Source organism: Mesorhizobium sp. M0659, from assembly GCF_040320605.1.
GTDB lineage: Bacteria > Pseudomonadota > Alphaproteobacteria > Rhizobiales > Rhizobiaceae > Mesorhizobium.
The window spans coordinates 299,046-317,014 of record NZ_JAMYPY010000003.1 but is presented as its reverse complement, the minus strand read 5'-3'; the positions used below and the strand labels follow the sequence as shown (position 1 = coordinate 317,014).

The window sequence follows — 17,969 nt, the reverse complement described above, 5'->3', positions numbered from 1 at the left end:
TCAGTTTTTCTTGGGGTTCAGCTTTTCCGGTGGGATGCGCACGGTGATTTCCGCCTTTTTCGGCTCGACGAACATCGCCAACGCCACCATCGTGCCATAGGCAATGCCGGCAAGAATCATCATCGTCACGACAAAGCGGAACAGCGTCGGCATCAATCTTCGCCCGTCTTCTTGCTCTGCGATTCCAAACCCTGTGCCCTTATGGGACGCTAATTCCTTCAATTCAAGGACGAAGGGCTCTGGGTGCGAAAGGCGCTATGCTTGACGCAAACGGGCTTTTGATGTCGATACGCCGGCAAAGACGGCTTAGAAACAGCATGGTCTCATGAACGCGTTACCAGCAAATCCTCCCGGCGATAGCCATGCCGCGCTGCTCGACAGGCTGGGCAGCCGCTCGATCGTCTTTGTCGGCCTGATGGGCGCCGGCAAGACGGCGATCGGCCGCAAGGTGGCGACGATGCTGTCGCTGCCCTTCGTCGACAGCGACCAGGAGATCGAAACCGTGTCGCGCATGACGGTGCCGGAACTGTTCGAACGCTATGGCGAGACCGAATTCCGGGCATTGGAGCAGCGCGTCATCCTGCGCGTGCTGGAGAGTGGGCCGCAGGTGCTGTCGACCGGCGGCGGCGCGTTCATGAATGCGCAGACGCGGGAAGCGATCGCCGGGCATGGCGTGTCGGTGTGGCTGAAGGCCGAGATCGACCTATTGATGGAACGCGTGTCCAAGAAGCAGAACCGGCCGTTGCTCAAAAGCGCCGATCCGCGCGCCGTGCTCGAGCGACTGATGGGCGAGCGCTACCCGGTCTATGCCACGTCCAACATCACCGTGCCGACACGCGACGACCGCAAGGAGGTCATTGCGACGGAGGTTGTCGACGCGCTGTGCGGGCATTTCGGCATTCCGGCTCCGACTGCGCCAGGCGAGGTGCGGCTGTGAGCGAACCGGTCACTGTCGAGGTCGGCCTTGGCGAGCGTGCCTATGACATCCTGATCGGCCCTGGCCTTTTGGCGCGCGCCGGCGCCGAGATTTCTAGCCGCCTGCCCGGCACGAGGGCGGCGGTGGTCACCGACGACAATGTCGCGGCGGCACATCTCGACGCGCTGAAGGCCGGTCTGGAAACAGGCGGCATCCAGCCTGCCGTCATCACTTTGCCGGCCGGCGAAAAGACCAAGAGCTTTGCCCATCTCGAAGAGGTGGTCGACGGCGTGCTCGCCGCCAAGCTGGAGCGCGGCGATGTCGTCATTGCGCTTGGCGGTGGCGTCATCGGCGACCTGACCGGCTTTGCCGCCGGCATCGTGCGCCGCGGCATGAATTTCGTCCAGATTCCAACCTCGCTGCTGGCGCAGGTCGATTCCTCGGTCGGTGGGAAGACCGGCATCAACAGCCCGCGCGGCAAGAATCTGGTCGGCGTCTTCCATCAGCCGAAGCTGGTGCTGGCCGACACCGAAGTGCTCGACACGCTGCCGATCCGCGAATTTCGCGCCGGCTATGCCGAGCTTGCCAAATACGGGTTGATCGACCGACCGGAGTTTTTCGCCTGGCTGGAAGCGAACTGGGAAAAGGTGTTCGCTGGTGGTGCGGAACGGGCGGAGGCGATTGCCGAGGCCTGCCGCGCCAAGGCCGATGTCGTCGCCCGCGACGAGTTCGAAACCGGCGACCGCGCACTGCTCAATCTTGGCCACACATTCGGCCATGCGCTGGAAGGCGCCACACAGTATGACGGCGCCCGCCTCGTGCATGGCGAAGGCGTCGCCATCGGCATGGCGCTGGCGCACGGCTTTTCCGCAAGGCTCAATCTGGCCAGCCCCGACGACGCGGCGCGGGTCGAGGCGCATCTTCGCGCCGTCGGTCTACCCTGGCGGATGGCCGACATCCCTGGTGAGTTGCCCGATCCCGAGGTGCTGCTTGGCTTCATCACCCAGGACAAGAAAGTGTCGCGCGGCGCGCTGACATTCATCCTGACGCGCGGCGTTGGCCAGGCTTTTATTGCCAAGGATGTACCGGCGTCTGAAGTGCTTTCGTTCCTCAGGGAGAACCACCCGGGCCAGGAAAGCCGGCAATGATGATCAACGAGCCCGGCTGGACCGCCGTCGCCGTCCTTGCCATCCTCATCCTGCTTGTCCTGGCCGTGCGCACGCGCCTGCTTGCCATGTTCGGCTATGAGTTGTCGCGCATCGAGCCGCAGCGCTCGACCCAGGACGAGTTGCGCGGTGCGGTCGACGATTTCCGCCGCGACGGCCAGATGGTGCGAGAGGACCGCGACCGCGTCGGCGGGCTGTTCGATCTCGCCGAGCTCGAAGTCTCCGACATCATGGTTCACCGCACCAATATGCGCTCAGTCAATGCCGACAATGGGCCGGAAGCGGTGGTGCGCGAGATCCTGCAGAGCCCGCACACCCGCATGCCGTTGTGGAAAGGCTCTCTCGACAACATTGTCGGCGTGCTGCACGCCAAGGACCTGCTGCGAGCGCTGAACGAGGTCGGCAACGACTTTTCCCGGATCGACGTGATGAAGATCGCGTCGAAGCCTTGGTTCGTGCCCGACACCACCACGCTGCAGGAACAGCTCAACGCCTTCCTGCGCGCCAAGGCGCATTTCGCTATCGTCGTCGACGAATATGGCGAGGTCGAAGGGCTGGTGACGCTGGAGGACATTATCGAGGAGATCGTTGGCGAGATCGCCGACGAGCACGATGTCGACATTCAGGGCGTGAAGCAGGAGGCGGACGGTTCCGTGGTCGTCGACGGCACCGTGCCGATCCGCGATCTCAACCGGGCGCTCGACTGGAACCTGCCTGACGAGGAAGCGACCACCATTGCCGGGCTGGTCATCCACGAGACGCAGTCGATCCCCGAGGAAAAGCAGGCTTTCACCTTCCACGGCAAGCGCTTCGTGGTGATGAAACGCGACAAGAACCGGATCGCCAGGATCAGGATCAGGCCGGCGGGCGAATCCTAAAGGTACCGAGCAGGCCCGCAACAGAACGCTCTTTGCCGAGTTTATGCCGCGATCTGGCTCGTAGACCGTTCGTGGATTGTCGCACCGGTTTGAGCGTCAACTGCAACCAGGCTGACCTCGTAGCCCCAGAGGCTGCGGACATGGCGGAGCGTCGCGTCACGGCTGGCGCCTTCGAGCACAACACCATCCTTTACCCTGTGTTGCAGTCGCAACTGCCGGTCGCCGAGCAGGTCGACATCAATCACCTGGATGTCCGGCCGATTCGCTCCAAGGTCGTAACTGTGGGCAAGCTGGGCGCGTATCTTGTGATAGCCACGTTCGTTGTGGATCGACGCGACTTCGAAATGCGGTTTGTCGGCTCCATCGCCAAGCACGAAGAACCGCCATTTTCGGATCAAGCTCGGGCTGAGGTACTGTCGGATAAAGGATTCGTCGCGGTGGTTGGCCCAGGCCTCAAGCAGGACCTCGCGCCAGTTGCCATGTCCTGCAATGTCCGGGAACCAGTCGCGGTCCTCCGCCGTCGGCTCGGTCGAAATGCGCTGTATGTCCTGCATCATGTCGAGGCCGAGGGCATAGGGATTGATGCCTGAAAACCGGGAATCGTCAAAGGCCGGCTGGAAGATCACGTTCGAATGGTTGCGCAGGATTTCGAGCATGGCACCTTCGCCGATCCGGCCACGATCGAATAGCATGTTCATGAGCGTATAATGCACGAAGGTGGCGCAGCCTTCATTCATCACTTGAGTCTGTCGCTGCGGGTAGAAATATTGCGCGATGACGCGGACGATCCTGATGATCTCGCGCTGCCAGGGTTCCAGGATCAGGCTGTTCTTCTCGAGGAAATACAGGAGGTTTTCCTCGGGCAGGTTGAGCGATCTCTTGCGCTCCGCCATCCCTTGATCCTCATTGCCGGACTTGTTTTTGTTCTGCGACGGCGGCAGCGTGCGCCACAGATCGTTGTAGGAGCGCTCTTCATATTCGAGGCGCTCGCGAAGCCCTTCGCGCTGTCGCTCCGACGAGAGCTTTGGCGGCCGGTGGTAGCGGAACACCCCTTGTTCCATCAGCGCATGGGCGGAATCGAGAATGGCCTCCACTGCTGCAAGGCCGTGCCGCTCCTCGCACCGGGCGATGTAGCCCTTGGCGAAGTCCAGATAACCCAGGATTGCCCCGGCGTCGGTCCATTGCTGAAACAGATGATTGTTCTTGAAGAAATGATTGTGGCCAAGCGCCGCGTGGGCCGTCACAAGGGCCTGCAACGCCATGGTGTTTTCCTCCATGAGGTAGACGATGCAGGGATTGGAGTTGATGACCAGTTCATAGGCCAGCCCCCGGCCACCCTTACGGTAAAGAAGCTCCTGGTGAAGGAAATGTTTGCCGAACGACCAATGCCGATACATCAGTGGCATGCCGATAGATGAGTAGGCGTCGAGCATCTGCTGGGAGGAGATTATCTCCATCTGGACCGGGTAAGTATCGAGATGCAACTCGTCGACCGCGATCGCCTCGATCTCTTCAAAAGCCCGCGATAATTTCTCGAAATTCCAGTCAGAACCGGAAAACAACAAATTCGTTTCGTTGGCTCGCCTGACCATCTCTCTCTCTCAAGCGCTCTTGATGGCCGCCGGCTGCCTGGCGAAGAGCCGGTGGAAGACCGGGTAAATATCCGCGGGAGCAGCGATGCGGCTCATCTGGAAGTTGGGCCATTTCAGCTCAATCGTACTGTAGGCGCGCCAAAGCGACGTCCCGTTTTCGGTAGCACCGAATATGTGGCTCTCGCGTTCGTCGATGATCTCGACATAGGCGAAATACTGGCACAGGCGCATGAGCTTGCCGTTCATGAGCTCTATGCATCGCTCGGAATCGGTGGTGAAATTGTCCCCGTCAGAGGCCTGCGCGGCGTAAATGTTCCACTCGCTGGCAGGATAGCGCTGGCCGATAATGCGGTGCATTTCGTCGAGCGCGGTGGAGACGATCGTACCGCCGCTCTGCGTGTTGTAGAAGAACGTGTCCTCATCCACTTCGTGCGCCTCATGGGTATGGCGGATGAAGACGATCTCCGTGCGTTCGTAGCGCCGTTTCAAGAACAGGTGCAGCAGCACGAAGAAGCGTTTGGCCAAGTCCTTTTCGCGTTGGCCCATCGATCCGGACACGTCCATAAGGCAGAACATGACGGCATTGGCATTCGGCACCGGCCGGGCGTCGAAGCGGTTGAATCGGATATCGACCGGATCGACAAAGGCAATTCGCCTGCGCCGTCGCTCCAGCCGGTCAAGCTCGTCGCGTAATTCCGCGATGCGCTGGCGCACCGCCGCGCCGGCCGGGGCCGACTCAAGCGTGACGATTTCCCGGAGGATCGCCTCCAGTTCCTGCTGCGTGGGGCGCCTCAGCGCAATGCGTCGGCCTAGGCTGTTGCGCATGGTGCGGCCGGCATTGATGTTGGTCGGGGAACCGGTCGCCGCGAAGCCGGCCCGGCGCGGCTTGAAGGCAAGGATTTCCTTGAGATTGAGCTTAACCAGGTCGGGCAGTTCGAGATCCTCAAAAAAGAGTTCGAGCACCTCCTCGCGTGACAGCACGAAACGAAAATCGTCTTCCGACGCCGTGTTTCCTGGCGACGACGCCGCGCCGCCCCCATGCGGCTTCGGGAGCAGGTCTCCAGGGGAAAAATGCCTGTTGCCCGGAAGGATGTGTCGGCGCCGTCCGCTGGCCCTGTCATCGTTGAAGCTCGGCTCGGCTGTTTTCCTTTCAGGCATGGGCACGGCGTGCTCGGTATCCACGTCGGCGATCCTGCCAGTGCGGATTTGATCGCGAATGCTCCGCTTCAACTCCTCGCGAGCACGCCTGAGGAAGCGCTGTCGATTGCCAAGGCTCTTGTCCTTGGGGTTCAGGCGACGGTCGATGAAGATCGGCATGGAACCATCCGGCTCTGTCAACCCGCCTTGTTCACCCGCATGTACCAGTCCACCAGCCGGCGTACCTGCCGTTCTGTGTAGCCACGCTCGATCATGCGCTGCACGAATTCGTTGTGGCGCTTTTCCGTAACGCTGTCTTGCTTGGAGCCGAAGCTGATCACCGGCAAGAGGTCCTCGACCTGTCCGAACATCCGCTTCTCGATGACCTCGCGCAGTTTTTCATAGCTGGTCCATGACGGGTTGCGGCCGTGGTTTCTTGCGCGAGCGCGCAGAGTGAACTTCACCACCTCGTTACGGAAGTCCTTGGGATTGGCGATGCCTGCCGGTTTCTCGACCTGCGAAAGTTCGTTGTCCAGGATCTCCCGGTTGAGGATCTGGCCGGTGTCGGGGTCCTTGTAGTCCTGGTCCTCAATCCAGGCATCCGCATAGGCGATGTAGCGGTCGAAGAGGTTCTGGCCGTATTCGCTATAGGACTCCAGATAGGCCTTCTGGATTTCGTGGCCGATGAACTCGGCGTAGCGCGCCGCAAGCTCCGACTTGATGAATTCAAGATAGGCCGCTTCCGTTTCCTTCGGGAACTGCTCCCGCTTGATCGCCTCCTCCAGAATGTACATCAGATGCACAGGATCGGCGGCCACCTCCTCATTATCGAAGTTGAATGTCTGCGAAAGGATCTTAAAGGCAAAGCGCGTGCTGACGCCCGTCATGCCTTCATCGACGCCGGCGGCGTCGCGATATTCTTGGACCGACTTTGCCCTGGGATCGACTTCCTTCAGGTTTTCGCCGTCATAGGCGCGCATCTTGGTGTAGAGCGGCGAGTTGTCGTGCTCGGCCAAGCGCGTCGAAACTGCAAAGCGGCTGAGGATGTCCAAAACTTCAGGGGCACAGGGGCTGGCGGCCAACTCGCTCTCACGCAGCAATTTCTCATAGATCTGCCTCTCTTCGGTGATCCGCAGGCAATAGGGTACCTTGACCACCAGGATGCGATCGAGAAACGCCTCGTTGTTCTTGTTGCTCTTGAACTGTTGCCATTCCGACTCGTTGGAATGGGCGACGATGATCCCCTGGTAGGGAAAGGCGCCGAAATTTTCAGTGCCGTTGTAGCTGCCTTCCTGTGTCGCGGTCAGCAGCGGATGCAGAACCTTGATGGGTGCCTTGAACATCTCGACGAATTCAAGCAGACCTTGCGTGGTCCGGTTCAGGCCACCGCTATAGGAATAGGCATCGGGGTCGGACTGGCTAAAATTTTCCAATTGCCTGATGTCGACCTTGCCGACCAGGGCCGAGACATCCTGATTGTTCTCATCGCCAGGTTCGGTCTTGGCAATGCCGATCTGGCGCAGCCGCGAAGGCATCAGCTTGACGACGCTGAATTTGGAAATGTCGCCAGACAATTCGTCGAGGCGCTTGGCCGCCCATGGCGAAATCAATCCGTTCAGCCGGCGCCGGGCTATGCCGTATTTATCCTCTAGCAGATCACCCATGTGATCGGGATGGAACAGCCCAAGCGGCGACTCGAAAACCGGGCTGATCTGGTTGCCGACCTTCAGCGTGTAGATCGGGCGCTGCTCCATCAGTTTCTTCAGGCGCTCGGCCAGAGAGGATTTGCCGCCGCCGACCGGGCCGAGGAGATAGAGGATCTGCTTGCGTTCTTCGAGCCCCTGCGAGGCATAGCGGAAATACCCGGCTATGCGCTCGATCGTATCCTCCATTCCATAGAAGTCGGAAAAATGAGGGTAGACCTTGAGGGTCCGATTCGAGAAAATGCGGCCGAGCCGCTCGTCTTTGCTGGTGTCAACCAGCTTTGGTTCACCGATTGCGTCGACCATCCTTTCGGGAGCCGAAGCGTACATCGATTTGTCTTCCCGACAGGCAAGAAGATACTGTTGGATGCTGACCTCTTCGTCCGCCGCATTGGCATAAATTTCCGAAAAAAGATCGAAGACGTCGGATTGGGTTGCACGCATGATGTTCTGCCCTCGGAGCCGATCTGGATTCCAATCGCCTCATCACCTTCAACTGTCGGAAAGCATTGTTGGTTCCCTTCACATGAAGGAGAGTGGCTGCAATCCGGGTAGAAGGCTTGGGAGGAAACATTCGGAGTGGCTGGAATGGCGGGTTGCCCGTTGCTGCGCCGCTGATGGGCGGCGTTGTCGCCGGCCAGCTATCTCGATGGACACAAGCATCCGCCGACCTTCATCGCCTATTCGCGCGCCGAATGCCGCGACGACCAAACGAAGGCTTTGCCAAACGCCTGCGCGCCACCGGCACTGAAGTGACGCTGTTCGACGGCAACGCCTACACGCATATGTCGATCAATCACGACTTCGGCGAGGACGGCGACGCGTTGACCGCCGCGATGCTGGCCTTCCTGAATGGACCGTCGGTTGATCCCGGATCCCCTCGAGGCGTCCTGGATCAGACCAAAAGCCCCGGCGGGACATTGCCGACCCGGCGGCTACAGGTGCAATTGTTCCTGAATTGTCGATTGGGAAAGAAAATCATGAATGGCGCCGATCTGCTGTGCGACGTGCTCCTGGCCAATGACGTCACGGTCTGCTTCGCCAATCCTGGCACATCCGAAATGCATTTCGTTGCCGCACTGGACCGCAAACCTCAGATGCGCTGCGTGCTCGGCCTGTTCGAGGGCGTGGTGACCGGCGCCGCCGACGGCTATGCGCGCATGACCGACCGCCCGGCAGCAACGTTGCTGCATACCGGACCGGGTCTCGCCAACGGTTTGGCCAACATGCACAACGCAAGGCGTGCGCGCAGCCCGATGATCAACATTGTCGGCGACCATGCTTCTTACCATCTGCCGCTCGATGCCCCGCTGACCAGCGACATAGAAGGCCTGGCGTCGCCGATGTCGAACTGGGTTGGCCGCGTCAAGGGGCCGGCCGATGTTGTGCCGGCCGCAGAGGCGGCTTTCCGCGCCTCACTCACGCCGCCCGGCGTCACGACCTTGATCCTGCCTGCGGATGCCGCCTGGGGCGAAGTTGCTGCGATTTCGCCTGGCAAGGTGAAGCTGGAGCCGCCGCCCGCCGTCGACATGGCTGTTGTGCGCATGATCGCCGAAGCAATCCGCGCCGCGCCGGGCCGTGTCGGCATGGTGGTGCGTGGGCAGGCGGCGCGCGCCGATGGACTTGAAATCGCAGGGAGAATCTCATCGGGAAGCGATGTCAGGCTGTTCAGTGAGGTTCTGATCGCCCGCATGCAGCGCGGCCGCGGGCGGTTCGCCCCGACCCGCATTCCCTATCCGGTCGATGCGGCGACGGCCATGCTCCGGGATATCGACTTGCTGGTGCTGGTCGGCGCCAAGGAGCCGGTTGCCTTCTTCGCTTATCCCGGCAAGCCCGGGCGGCTGGTTCGGGACGATTGCAAGGTGCTTTCGCTGGCGGCGCATGGCCAGGATCTGAAAGCGGCGCTGGAGGCGCTGGCCGACGAGCTCGGCATCAAGCCGACGCAGCAATTCGCCGCCGCAACCGCCATTCCAGACGAACCGACGCTGAGCGGCAGACTGACGGACGATGCCATCGCGCTGTCGGTGGCGCGCAAACTTCCGGCCAATGCCATCGTCTGCGACGAAGCGGTCACCTCGGCGAGACGGTTCTTCACGCTATCCGCCTTTGCGGCGCCGCACGACTACATGATGGGTACGGGCGGATCGATCGGCGGCGGCATTCCCATGGCTACCGGCGCGGCGATCGCCTGCCCGGACCGCAAGGTGATCAATCTCGAAGCCGACGGCAGTGGCATGTACACGGTGCAGGGACTGTGGACCCAGGCCAGGGAAAAGCTTGACGTCGTGACCATCATCTTTTCCAACCGGACCTACGCCATCCTGCATGGCGAAATGAAGAATGTCGGGGTCAATGAGATCGGCGAGAACGCTAGGCGCATGCTCGATCTCGACCATCCGGCGCTGGACTGGGTTGCGCTGGCCAAAGGCATGGGCGTCGAGGCGGCCCGCGCCGACACGTGCGAGCGGTTCGACGCGCTGCTCGACAGTGCCCTGTCGCGTCCGGGACCGTTTCTCATCGAAGCGGTGATCTGAGGCGGAGAGACTTACCAACGGGTCTTTTCGCCGGGTGCAGCCGGTTCGATTGCCAGCGCATGGACGCCGGCTTGCAGCTCCGCTGCGAGCAATTCGTTGACGGCGCGGTGGCGGTCGATGCGGCTCATGCCGGCAAAGACGGATGAGACGATGCGGACGCGAAAATGCGTCTCGCCGGTGCCGTCATAGGCACCGTGATCGTCGGAGCCGTGGTGGTGATGACCGGCATGAAGGTGGCTTTCATTGACGATCGCCAGCCGCTCCGGCGAAAACGCCTTGTTCAGCTTGTCTTCCATCGTCGCCTGTATGGACATCGCCATCTCCCTTCACCATATCTGCAAGGCGTGATCGGGAAATCGGGATCGATCCCGCCGGGCCGCCTCAAAAATCGCCATTCGCCCTGCTTTATGCCGCGATTCAGCGGTTAGGGCGATGATCGCGAAAATGTCAATTCTTGTTTCGCACGTGCGAACAGCCCATAAATGGGTGAGATGAAACCGTACCCCAAATATTTCGAGAAAATTCGGGTCCGTCCCGACAAGGATGCGGAGCTGAAGTCGCACTCGCCGATCTGCCAGTGGGACGGCTGCAAGGAGGCCGGTACCCACCGGGCGCCGGTCGGACGCATGAAGGAAGGCGAGTATTTTCAGTTCTGCTTCGATCATGTGCGCGAATACAACAAGGGTTTCAACTACTTCTCCGGCGTGCCGGACACCGAGATAGCCCGCTTCCAGAAGGAAGCGATGACCGGCCACCGGCCGACATGGAAGATGGGCGTCGCCGGCGCCTCGACGCGCTCCTCGCCCGATTTCGCCCAGCAGCGTTCCGGTCGCGCCGGCTATTACAACCGCATGCGCGATCCTTTCGACCTGTTCAAAGGGCCGAAGGACCCGCGCGAGGCGCGCGAACGCAAGGCCAAGCCGCTTGAGGCCAAGGCGCTGGAAACGCTTGGCCTTGATACAAAGGCGACTGGCAAGGACATCAAGGCGCGCTATAAGGAACTTGTGAAGCGCCACCATCCGGATGCGAATGGCGGCGATAGAGGTTCGGAAGACCGGTTCCGCGATGTGCTGCAGGCCTATCGCGTGCTCAAGCAGGCGGGTTTGTGCTGAGCAACCTAACGGTTCGTGTCGTTTTCCAACTTTCATAAGGGTGGAAAAGGCTCTAAGACCGCCCCCGGACAAAATCGATTGCCGGCGAAATCAGGCATTTCGCCCGTGGAGACTCGGATAGAGATGAACAAGGTCGATCGCGACATCGCCAATTTGCCCGACACGACGGTGTCGGTGAAAGACAAATTCGGCTTCGAGTCCAAGATGGTGGTGCCGGCTTATTCGGTGACCTCGGAACATGTGCCGGACATCGATCCGGATTATCTGTTCGACAAGGCGACGACGCTGGCGATCCTTGCCGGCTTTGCCTACAATCGCCGCGTCATGGTGTCGGGGTATCACGGCACTGGCAAATCGACGCACATCGAACAGGTCGCAGCCCGCCTGAACTGGCCCTGCGTGCGCGTCAACCTCGACAGCCATGTCAGCCGTATCGACCTCGTCGGCAAGGACGCCATCGTCGTCAAGGACGGCCTGCAGATCACCGAATTCCGCGACGGCATCCTGCCCTGGGCCTACCAGCACAATGTCGCGCTCTGCTTCGACGAGTACGATGCCGGCCGTCCGGACGTGATGTTCGTCATCCAGCGCGTGCTGGAATCATCGGGCCGCCTGACGCTGCTCGACCAGAGCCGAGTCATCCGCCCGCATCCGGCGTTCCGGCTGTTTTCGACCGCCAACACGGTCGGCCTCGGCGACACCACCGGCCTCTATCACGGCACGCAGCAGATCAACCAGGCGCAGATGGATCGCTGGTCGATCGTCACCACGCTGAACTACCTGCCGCACGACAATGAGGTGAATATCGTTCTGGCCAAGGCCAAGCACTATCGCGACGCCAAGGGCAAGGACATCGTCAACAAGATGGTGCGGGTCGCCGACATGACGCGCTCGGCCTTCATCAATGGCGATCTGTCGACCGTGATGAGCCCGCGTACCGTGATCACCTGGGCCGAGAATGCCGAAATCTTCGGCAATGTCGGCATGGCGTTCCGGCTGACCTTCCTCAACAAGTGCGACGAGCTGGAGCGCTCGGTGGTGGCCGAGTTCTACCAGCGCGCCTTCGGCGAGGACCTGCCCGAGAGCGCCGCCAACGTGGTGCTGGGCTGAGCAGAGCCTCAATGGCGGGTCCGGGCGACAACACGCGCAACAAGTCGAAGACGGGGTCTGAAGCCGACAGCTTCAAGCGTGCCGTCACCGTCTGCATGCGCGCCATCGCCGGCGACAAGGAGCTCGAAGTCGGTTTCGCCAAGGACCGCCCGGCGCTCGCCGGCAGCCGCGCCCGTCTGCCCGAACTGCCGAAGAAAGCGTCCAAGACAGACATCGCGATTACTCGTGGCCTGGGCGATTCCATGGCGCTGAAGCGCGCCTGCCACGATCAGCGCATCCACACCAAACTGGCGCCGGAAGGCAAGCTGGCGCGCTCGATCTATGACGCCGTGGAACAGGCCCGCGTCGAGGCGATCGGCAGCCGCGCCATGCAGGGCGTCGCCGACAATATCGGCTCGATGCTGGAGGACAAATACGCCAAGGCCAACCTTGTCGACGTCAAGGACAAGGCCGACGCGCCGATCGAGGAGGCGCTGGCGCTTATGGTGCGCGAAAAGCTGACCGGACGGCCGATCCCGAAGAGCGGCGAACGGCTGGTCGACCTCTGGCGGCCCTGGGTCGAGGAAAAAGCCAAGGCCGATCTCGACGGACTGTCGGCCAAGCTTGGCGACCAGCAGGCCTTTGCCCGCGTCGTGCGCGAGATGCTTGCGTCCATGGAGATGGCCGAGGAACTCGGCGACGACCAGGAAACCGAAGACTCCGAGGACAGTGACGACAACCAGCCGCAAGGCGAGGAGCAGAGCGAGGAGGGCGGTGAAGACGATTCCGGCTCCGAGCAGTCGCAGTCCGAGGATGCCGAGGCCTCGGCCGACGACGAACAGTCGTCCGAGACTGAGGCCTCCGACGCCACTGCCGACGATCTTTCCGACGATGACGATGCGGACGCCGAAACGCCGGGCGAGGCGCGCCGTAACGACAACCCCTTCGCCAACCTGCCGAAAGAGATCGACTACAAGGTTTTCACCACCGCCTTCGACGAGACGGTCGGTGCGGAAGAGCTGTGCGAGGAAGAAGAACTCGACCGGCTGCGCGCCTTCCTCGACAAGCAGTTGGCCAATCTCTCCGGCGTCGTCGGCCGGCTCGCCAACCGGCTGCAGCGCCGCCTGATGGCGCAGCAGAACCGTTCCTGGGATTTCGACCTCGAAGAGGGTTATCTCGATCCGGCACGCCTGGTTCGTGTCGTCATCGACCCGATGCAGCCGTTGTCGTTCAAGCAGGAGCGCGACACCAAATTCCGCGACACGGTGGTGACGCTGGTGCTCGACAATTCGGGGTCGATGCGCGGTCGGCCGATCACGGTTGCCGCCACCTGTGCCGACATTCTGGCGCGCACGCTGGAGCGCTGCGGCGTCTCGGTCGAGATCCTCGGCTTCACCACGCGGGCGTGGAAGGGCGGACAGGCTCGCGAGAAGTGGCTGAAGGACGGCAAGCCGCCGAACCCCGGCCGGCTCAACGATCTGCGCCACATCATCTACAAATCCGCCGATCATCCGTGGCGTCGCGCCCGGCGCAATCTCGGCCTGATGATGCGCGAGGGCCTGCTCAAGGAAAACATCGACGGCGAGGCGTTGTTATGGGCGCACAACCGGCTGATCGCCCGGCCCGAACAGCGCAAGATCCTGATGATGATCTCGGACGGCGCGCCGGTGGACGATTCGACGCTGTCGGTCAATCCTGGCAACTATCTCGAGCGGCATCTGCGCGCCGTCATCGAACTGATCGAGACGCGCTCGCCGGTCGAGCTGCTGGCCATCGGCATCGGCCACGACGTTACCCGCTATTACAGGCGCGCCGTCACCATCGTCGATGCCGAGGAACTGGCCGGCGCCATGACCGAGCAGCTGGCCTCGCTGTTTGCCGAGGAAAACGTGCGCGATACACGCCGCGGCGGCTACCGGCGCGCCGGATGATTTTTTTGCGCGGCGGGTTTCGGCAGATGCTCTTCGCGGTCACTGCCTTGTTCGGCATGGCGTTTGCGCCGGCCATCGCCGCCGGCCCAAGCGCGGTCGAGCCGGTCGAAGTCTCGGCGCGGCCGATCACCACCTTCCGTATCGGCAGCGCCGACAAGCAGTTTGGGCTGCTGGAATTGGTCGGCGGTCTTGAGATGAACTCGACGACGCGCGATTTCGGCGCGCTGTCGGCATTTCGGTTCGTCAAACCCGGCAGCGATTTCATCGGCGTCGCCGATACGGGCTTCTGGTTCTTCGGCTCGATCACCCATGATGCCGACAAGCGGCCGTCCGGCATCCAGAATTTCCGCATGCAGCAGATGGTCGATGAGAAGGGCCGGCCGATCGACAAGAAATGGGAAGTCGATGCCGAGGGCCTTGCAGTCAACGACGGCATTGCAACCGTCGGCTTCGAGCGCGATCACCGCGTCGCCCAGTTCAAGATCGACCCCAGCAACATGACTGCGCCGTTCAAGCAACTGAACTTCCTGGTTCCAGCCCGGGAACTGCGGCAGAACCGCGGTTTCGAGACCGTCACCCACGCCAATCCTAACGGCCAGCACGAGGGCGGCCTCGTCGTGGTCTCGGAAAAGAGCTTGGACAAGGTTGGCAACATCTATGCCGCCATCATCGAAGGGCCGCACAAGGGCGTCTTCACGGTCAAGCGCAACGGCGCTTTCGACATCACTGACGGCGCCTTCCTGCCGGATGGCGACCTGCTGCTTTTGGAGCGCAGTTTCTCGATGGCCGGCGGTGTCAGGATGCGGCTAAGGCGCATCTATGGCGAAAGCGTCGAGAAGGGCGCGGTTGCCGACGGGCCGGTGCTGATGGAAGCCGACATGGGCTACCAGATCGACAATATGGAAGGACTCGACGTCTGGACCCGCGATGACGGGGCGCTGATGGTGTCGCTGATCTCGGACGACAACCACTCGATCCTGCAGCGCAACCTCTATCTGGAATTCATCCTGCACCAGGATTGAGAGCCCTAAGGCTTGGTGGCGATCCAGATGACGTGGCGCGCGCCGCGCTTGCCATTGGCGCGCGTCTTCACCTCGTCCACGACAAAGCCCGCCTGCTTGAGCCTAAGTGTGAAGCCGGCATCGGGGCCTTGCGACCAAACAGCCAGCACGCCCCCGGGCCTGAGCGCTGCACGCGCCGCGCCGAGCCCGGCAGCGCCATAGAGGGCGTCGTTGCCCTTGTAGACGATGCCTTCGGGGCCATTGTCGACATCGAGCAGGATGGCGTCCCAGGCTGCCTTGTCGGATCTTATGATGTGCCCGACGTCGGCTTCGCGAACCGTCACACGGGGATCGTCGAGACAGCCGGCGAAGACCGCCTCCATGGGGCCGCGCGCCCAGGCGATGACGGCGGGGACAAGCTCGGCAACGGTGATGCCTGCGTCGGCGCCCAATTGGGCAAGCGCAGCGCGCAGCGTAAAACCCATGCCGAGGCCGCCGATCAGGATTTTCGGTTGGGCGCGGTCGCCGATCTTTTCACAGGAGAGCTTGGCCAGCGCTTCTTCGGAGCCGCTGAGGCGGCTGTTCATCAGCTCATTGGTGCCGAGCATGATCGAGAATTCGCTGCCGCGCTGCTTAAGGCGCAGTTCCTGTCCGCCGTCAGGCGTTTTGGCCGAGCCGAGCTGGACCCAAGGGATCACGGCCTAGACAGCCACGGCCGGCTGGCTCCAGTGGGCGGCGAGCAGCCGGTAGGGGATCAGGGCCACAACAGCGATGATCAGCTTCACCGAAAGGTCGCCCAGGGCCCAGGAGACCCAGCGCATGGTCTCGACCGGCAGCACGCCCATCAGCGGCGCCGTCTCCAGCGCAAAACTGTCGTTCGGGCCGGCAAAAGCGAAGGCGGCCGAAAAGGCGATGCTGAAGAACACCAGGGTGTCGAACACCGAGCCGACCAGCGTGCCGACGATCGGCGCGCGCCACCAGCTCTGCCGGCGCAACCGGTTGAACACGGTGACGTCGAGCAATTGCGCGCAAAGGAAGGCCGCGCCGGAAGCTGCGGCGATGCGCACCAGCCGGTCGGCTGATGTCTCGAACTCGATCAGGCCGTGGCGAAACAGGAAGGGCGGGACGAGAATCGAGCAGACCACCGCGGTCATGAAGCCGACAAAGACGATGCGGCGCGCCACCGTCGGGCCGTAGCGGCGGTTGGCAAGGTCGGTGACCAGGAAGGAGAAGGGATAGGTGAAGGCGCCCCAGGTCAGGATGTCGGCCAGCGACAGACCGCCGGCCTGACCCTGCATCGGGAACTGCACGAGGATGTTCGATACCACGACGACAAGCGCCATGGCGGCCACAAAGGGCAGATATCGCGAGAAGGAAGTCATTTTTTTATCCTGGGTAATGGAACCAGCCAGGCGCTAGCCGAAATCCGGATCGCGCTGCCTTGCAAGTTTTGAGCATCGGATTGCTCCGATGCTGCTGCCTTAGAAGTTTTGAGCATCGGATTGCTCCGATGCTCAGGGCGGTCGTCCCCCGCCTTGATATCGTTAAGCGGCGGGCTGGTCGGCCAGCTTCTTGGCGATCTGCTTCTTCAGCAGCCGCGCGCGCTGCGACAATTCCTTGGCGTCGGCCTTGGCCAGGAAGGCGTCGAGGCCGCCGCGATGCTCGACCGAACGCAGCGCGTTGGCCGAAATGCGCAGGCGCACATTCTGGTTCAGCGCTTCCGAAATCAGCGTCACATTGACGAGGTTCGGCAGGAAGCGGCGCTTGGTCTTGTTGTTGGCGTGGCTCACATTGTTGCCGGTCTGGACTGCCTTGGCAGTGAGTTCGCAGGTGCGGGACATGGTTCTAACCTTCAGTTCTGTCTAGCCTGCCAAACCTTGTTCGCCCGCGCCGGGTGGCGCGCGGTTTCAGTCAGGCGGCCTTATGGAAAAGTTGGCGTTCCATAGTTGCATTTCGCCAATGCGTCAAGCTCCGGCTTGCCCACGACTGTGACGAGCGTTTCACATAAAGGCCGGAATTCAGCCTATAAGCGGTCGGACAGGGACATCTCAAGCCGGAGTCGCCCGCCTCCGGTTAAAAAAATCAAGGACCGAGCCCGCCATGCTTCGCCCGTCACATGCCGTTGTCGCCATACTTGTCGCCGCCTTGCCAACATCAACCCTTGCCGCCGCGCCCGCAGCCACCGCACAGTCCTTCAAGGGCGAATACACGGTGTCGTTCCTCGGCCTTTCCGTGGCCAAGGCGACATTTTCCAGCCACTACGAAGGCGATAGCTATTCCATAGAGGGCACCGTCTCCAGCGCTGGTCTCGCCACCTTGTTCGACGACACGAGCGGCACGATCTCGTCAAAGGGCAAGATCCTGGGCAAGCAGATGCAGCCGCAGGTATTTCGCGCCGATTATAAGTCCGGCAAGAAGGCTTCCATGGTCGATATCCGCTTTGCCAATGGCGCGGTGACCGCCACCCAGGTCATTCCCGAACCGAAAAAGCGCAATCCCAAAAACTGGATACCGCTGGGCAGCAACGATCTGGCATCTGTGCTCGATCCGATGGCGGCTACCGTTATCCATGCCGACAGCCTCGACCAGGTCTGCGGGCGCAAGGTGAAATTCTATGACGGCGAGATGCGCGCCGACCTGACGCTGACCTACGCCTCGAAAGGATCGATCTCGGTCAAGGGTTACAAGGGCGATACCGTCACCTGCAAGATGAGCTTCGAGCCGGTGGCAGGCTACCGCAAGGGCCGCAAGGCGCTGAATTACCTGAAGAAGAAGAGCCAGATGATGGTGACGTTTGCACCGCTCGGCCAAACCGGCATATATGCGCCGATCCACGCCACGGTCGGGACGCAGATCGGCACCTTGACTGTCAGCGCGGGGCGGTTCGAAGCAACTGAATAGACGCTCCCA

17 protein-coding genes are annotated in these 17,969 nt (G+C 61.7%); 9 read left to right on the top strand and 8 right to left on the bottom strand.

Annotated elements, in window-relative coordinates; translation table 11 throughout:
* Positions 1-153, bottom strand: coding sequence for a hypothetical protein (locus tag NKI31_RS06975; protein ID WP_023670666.1), 153 nt, complete (start codon positions 151-153; stop codon positions 1-3).
* A 172-nt stretch (positions 154-325) separates the two neighbouring features.
* On the opposite strand from NKI31_RS06975, the gene NKI31_RS06970 reads away from it, so the two are divergent.
* From NKI31_RS06970 to NKI31_RS06960, 3 genes are read left to right on the top strand one after another with little or no spacing between them, the layout of a single operon-like run.
* Positions 326-937: a shikimate kinase gene (locus tag NKI31_RS06970; RefSeq protein WP_023670667.1), complete on the top strand. Its 612-nt coding sequence runs from the start codon at positions 326-328 to the stop codon at positions 935-937.
* The gene (aroB, locus tag NKI31_RS06965) at positions 934-2,064 is read left to right on the top strand and encodes a 3-dehydroquinate synthase (RefSeq protein ID WP_023737433.1); all 1,131 of its coding nucleotides are present in this window, start codon (positions 934-936) and stop codon (positions 2,062-2,064) included. The genes NKI31_RS06970 and aroB overlap by 4 nt, the downstream gene beginning before the upstream one ends.
* Entirely contained in the window at positions 2,064-2,960 is an 897-nt protein-coding gene (locus NKI31_RS06960; protein WP_023737434.1) for an HlyC/CorC family transporter, read from the top strand. The genes aroB and NKI31_RS06960 overlap by 1 nt, the downstream gene beginning before the upstream one ends.
* Positions 2,961-3,001: 41 nt before the next feature.
* Here NKI31_RS06960 and NKI31_RS06955 read toward each other — a convergent pair whose 3' ends face one another.
* The 3 genes from NKI31_RS06955 to NKI31_RS06945 are packed head-to-tail and all read right to left on the bottom strand — an operon-like array spanning position 3,002 to position 7,836.
* Positions 3,002-4,552, bottom strand: coding sequence for a SpoVR family protein (locus NKI31_RS06955; RefSeq protein WP_352650954.1), 1,551 nt, complete (start codon positions 4,550-4,552; stop codon positions 3,002-3,004).
* A 9-nt stretch (positions 4,553-4,561) separates the two neighbouring features.
* Positions 4,562-5,869, bottom strand: a complete 1,308-nt coding sequence (locus tag NKI31_RS06950; RefSeq protein WP_023686733.1) for a YeaH/YhbH family protein — start codon at positions 5,867-5,869, stop codon at positions 4,562-4,564.
* A 17-nt stretch (positions 5,870-5,886) separates the two neighbouring features.
* Positions 5,887-7,836 carry a PrkA family serine protein kinase gene (locus tag NKI31_RS06945; protein WP_023714986.1) on the bottom strand — a complete coding sequence of 650 codons (1,950 nt, stop codon included), beginning with the start codon at positions 7,834-7,836 and terminating at the stop codon, positions 5,887-5,889.
* Positions 7,837-8,372: 536 nt separating this feature from the next.
* Here NKI31_RS06945 and NKI31_RS06940 point away from each other — a divergent pair.
* Positions 8,373-9,926 (top strand): acetolactate synthase large subunit, encoded by a 1,554-nt coding sequence (locus NKI31_RS06940; protein ID WP_352651053.1) that lies wholly within the window; start codon positions 8,373-8,375, stop codon positions 9,924-9,926.
* Between the two features lie 11 nt (positions 9,927-9,937).
* Here NKI31_RS06940 and NKI31_RS06935 read toward each other — a convergent pair whose 3' ends face one another.
* The gene (locus NKI31_RS06935) at positions 9,938-10,240 is read right to left on the bottom strand and encodes a BolA family protein (RefSeq protein WP_023670675.1); all 303 of its coding nucleotides are present in this window, start codon (positions 10,238-10,240) and stop codon (positions 9,938-9,940) included.
* A 168-nt stretch (positions 10,241-10,408) separates the two neighbouring features.
* Between NKI31_RS06935 and NKI31_RS06930 the strand changes: the two genes are divergently transcribed.
* The 4 genes from NKI31_RS06930 to NKI31_RS06915 all read left to right on the top strand — a co-directional run bounded on the left by NKI31_RS06930 (position 10,409) and on the right by NKI31_RS06915 (position 15,080).
* Complete coding sequence (locus tag NKI31_RS06930; RefSeq protein WP_032887126.1) at positions 10,409-11,038, top strand: J domain-containing protein; 630 nt, start codon at positions 10,409-10,411, stop codon at positions 11,036-11,038.
* Positions 11,039-11,161: 123 nt separating this feature from the next.
* Complete coding sequence (gene cobS, locus NKI31_RS06925; protein WP_352459735.1) at positions 11,162-12,148, top strand: cobaltochelatase subunit CobS; 987 nt, start codon at positions 11,162-11,164, stop codon at positions 12,146-12,148.
* An 11-nt stretch (positions 12,149-12,159) separates the two neighbouring features.
* Complete coding sequence (cobT, locus tag NKI31_RS06920) at positions 12,160-14,058, top strand: cobaltochelatase subunit CobT (RefSeq protein ID WP_352650950.1); 1,899 nt, start codon at positions 12,160-12,162, stop codon at positions 14,056-14,058.
* Positions 14,055-15,080, top strand: coding sequence for an esterase-like activity of phytase family protein (locus NKI31_RS06915; protein WP_352650948.1), 1,026 nt, complete (start codon positions 14,055-14,057; stop codon positions 15,078-15,080). Before cobT ends, NKI31_RS06915 begins: the two co-directional genes overlap by 4 nt.
* A 5-nt stretch (positions 15,081-15,085) precedes the next feature.
* On the opposite strand, the gene NKI31_RS06910 is transcribed toward NKI31_RS06915, so the two are convergent.
* From NKI31_RS06910 to rpmB, 3 genes are all read right to left on the bottom strand, one after another.
* Positions 15,086-15,757 carry a polyamine aminopropyltransferase gene (locus NKI31_RS06910; protein WP_352650946.1) on the bottom strand — a complete coding sequence of 224 codons (672 nt, stop codon included), beginning with the start codon at positions 15,755-15,757 and terminating at the stop codon, positions 15,086-15,088.
* A gap of 3 nt (positions 15,758-15,760) precedes the next feature.
* A complete protein-coding gene (locus tag NKI31_RS06905) occupies positions 15,761-16,441 on the bottom strand; it encodes a queuosine precursor transporter (protein ID WP_023711707.1) in 681 nt (226 codons plus the stop codon).
* Between the two features lie 162 nt (positions 16,442-16,603).
* Positions 16,604-16,900 (bottom strand): 50S ribosomal protein L28, encoded by a 297-nt coding sequence (gene rpmB, locus NKI31_RS06900; RefSeq protein ID WP_023670682.1) that lies wholly within the window; start codon positions 16,898-16,900, stop codon positions 16,604-16,606.
* Positions 16,901-17,159: 259 nt separating this feature from the next.
* On the opposite strand from rpmB, the gene NKI31_RS06895 reads away from it, so the two are divergent.
* On the top strand, positions 17,160-17,960 hold the full coding sequence (locus tag NKI31_RS06895) for a DUF3108 domain-containing protein (protein WP_352650944.1): 801 nt from the start codon (positions 17,160-17,162) through the stop codon (positions 17,958-17,960).
* Positions 17,961-17,969: the final 9 nt, after the last annotated feature.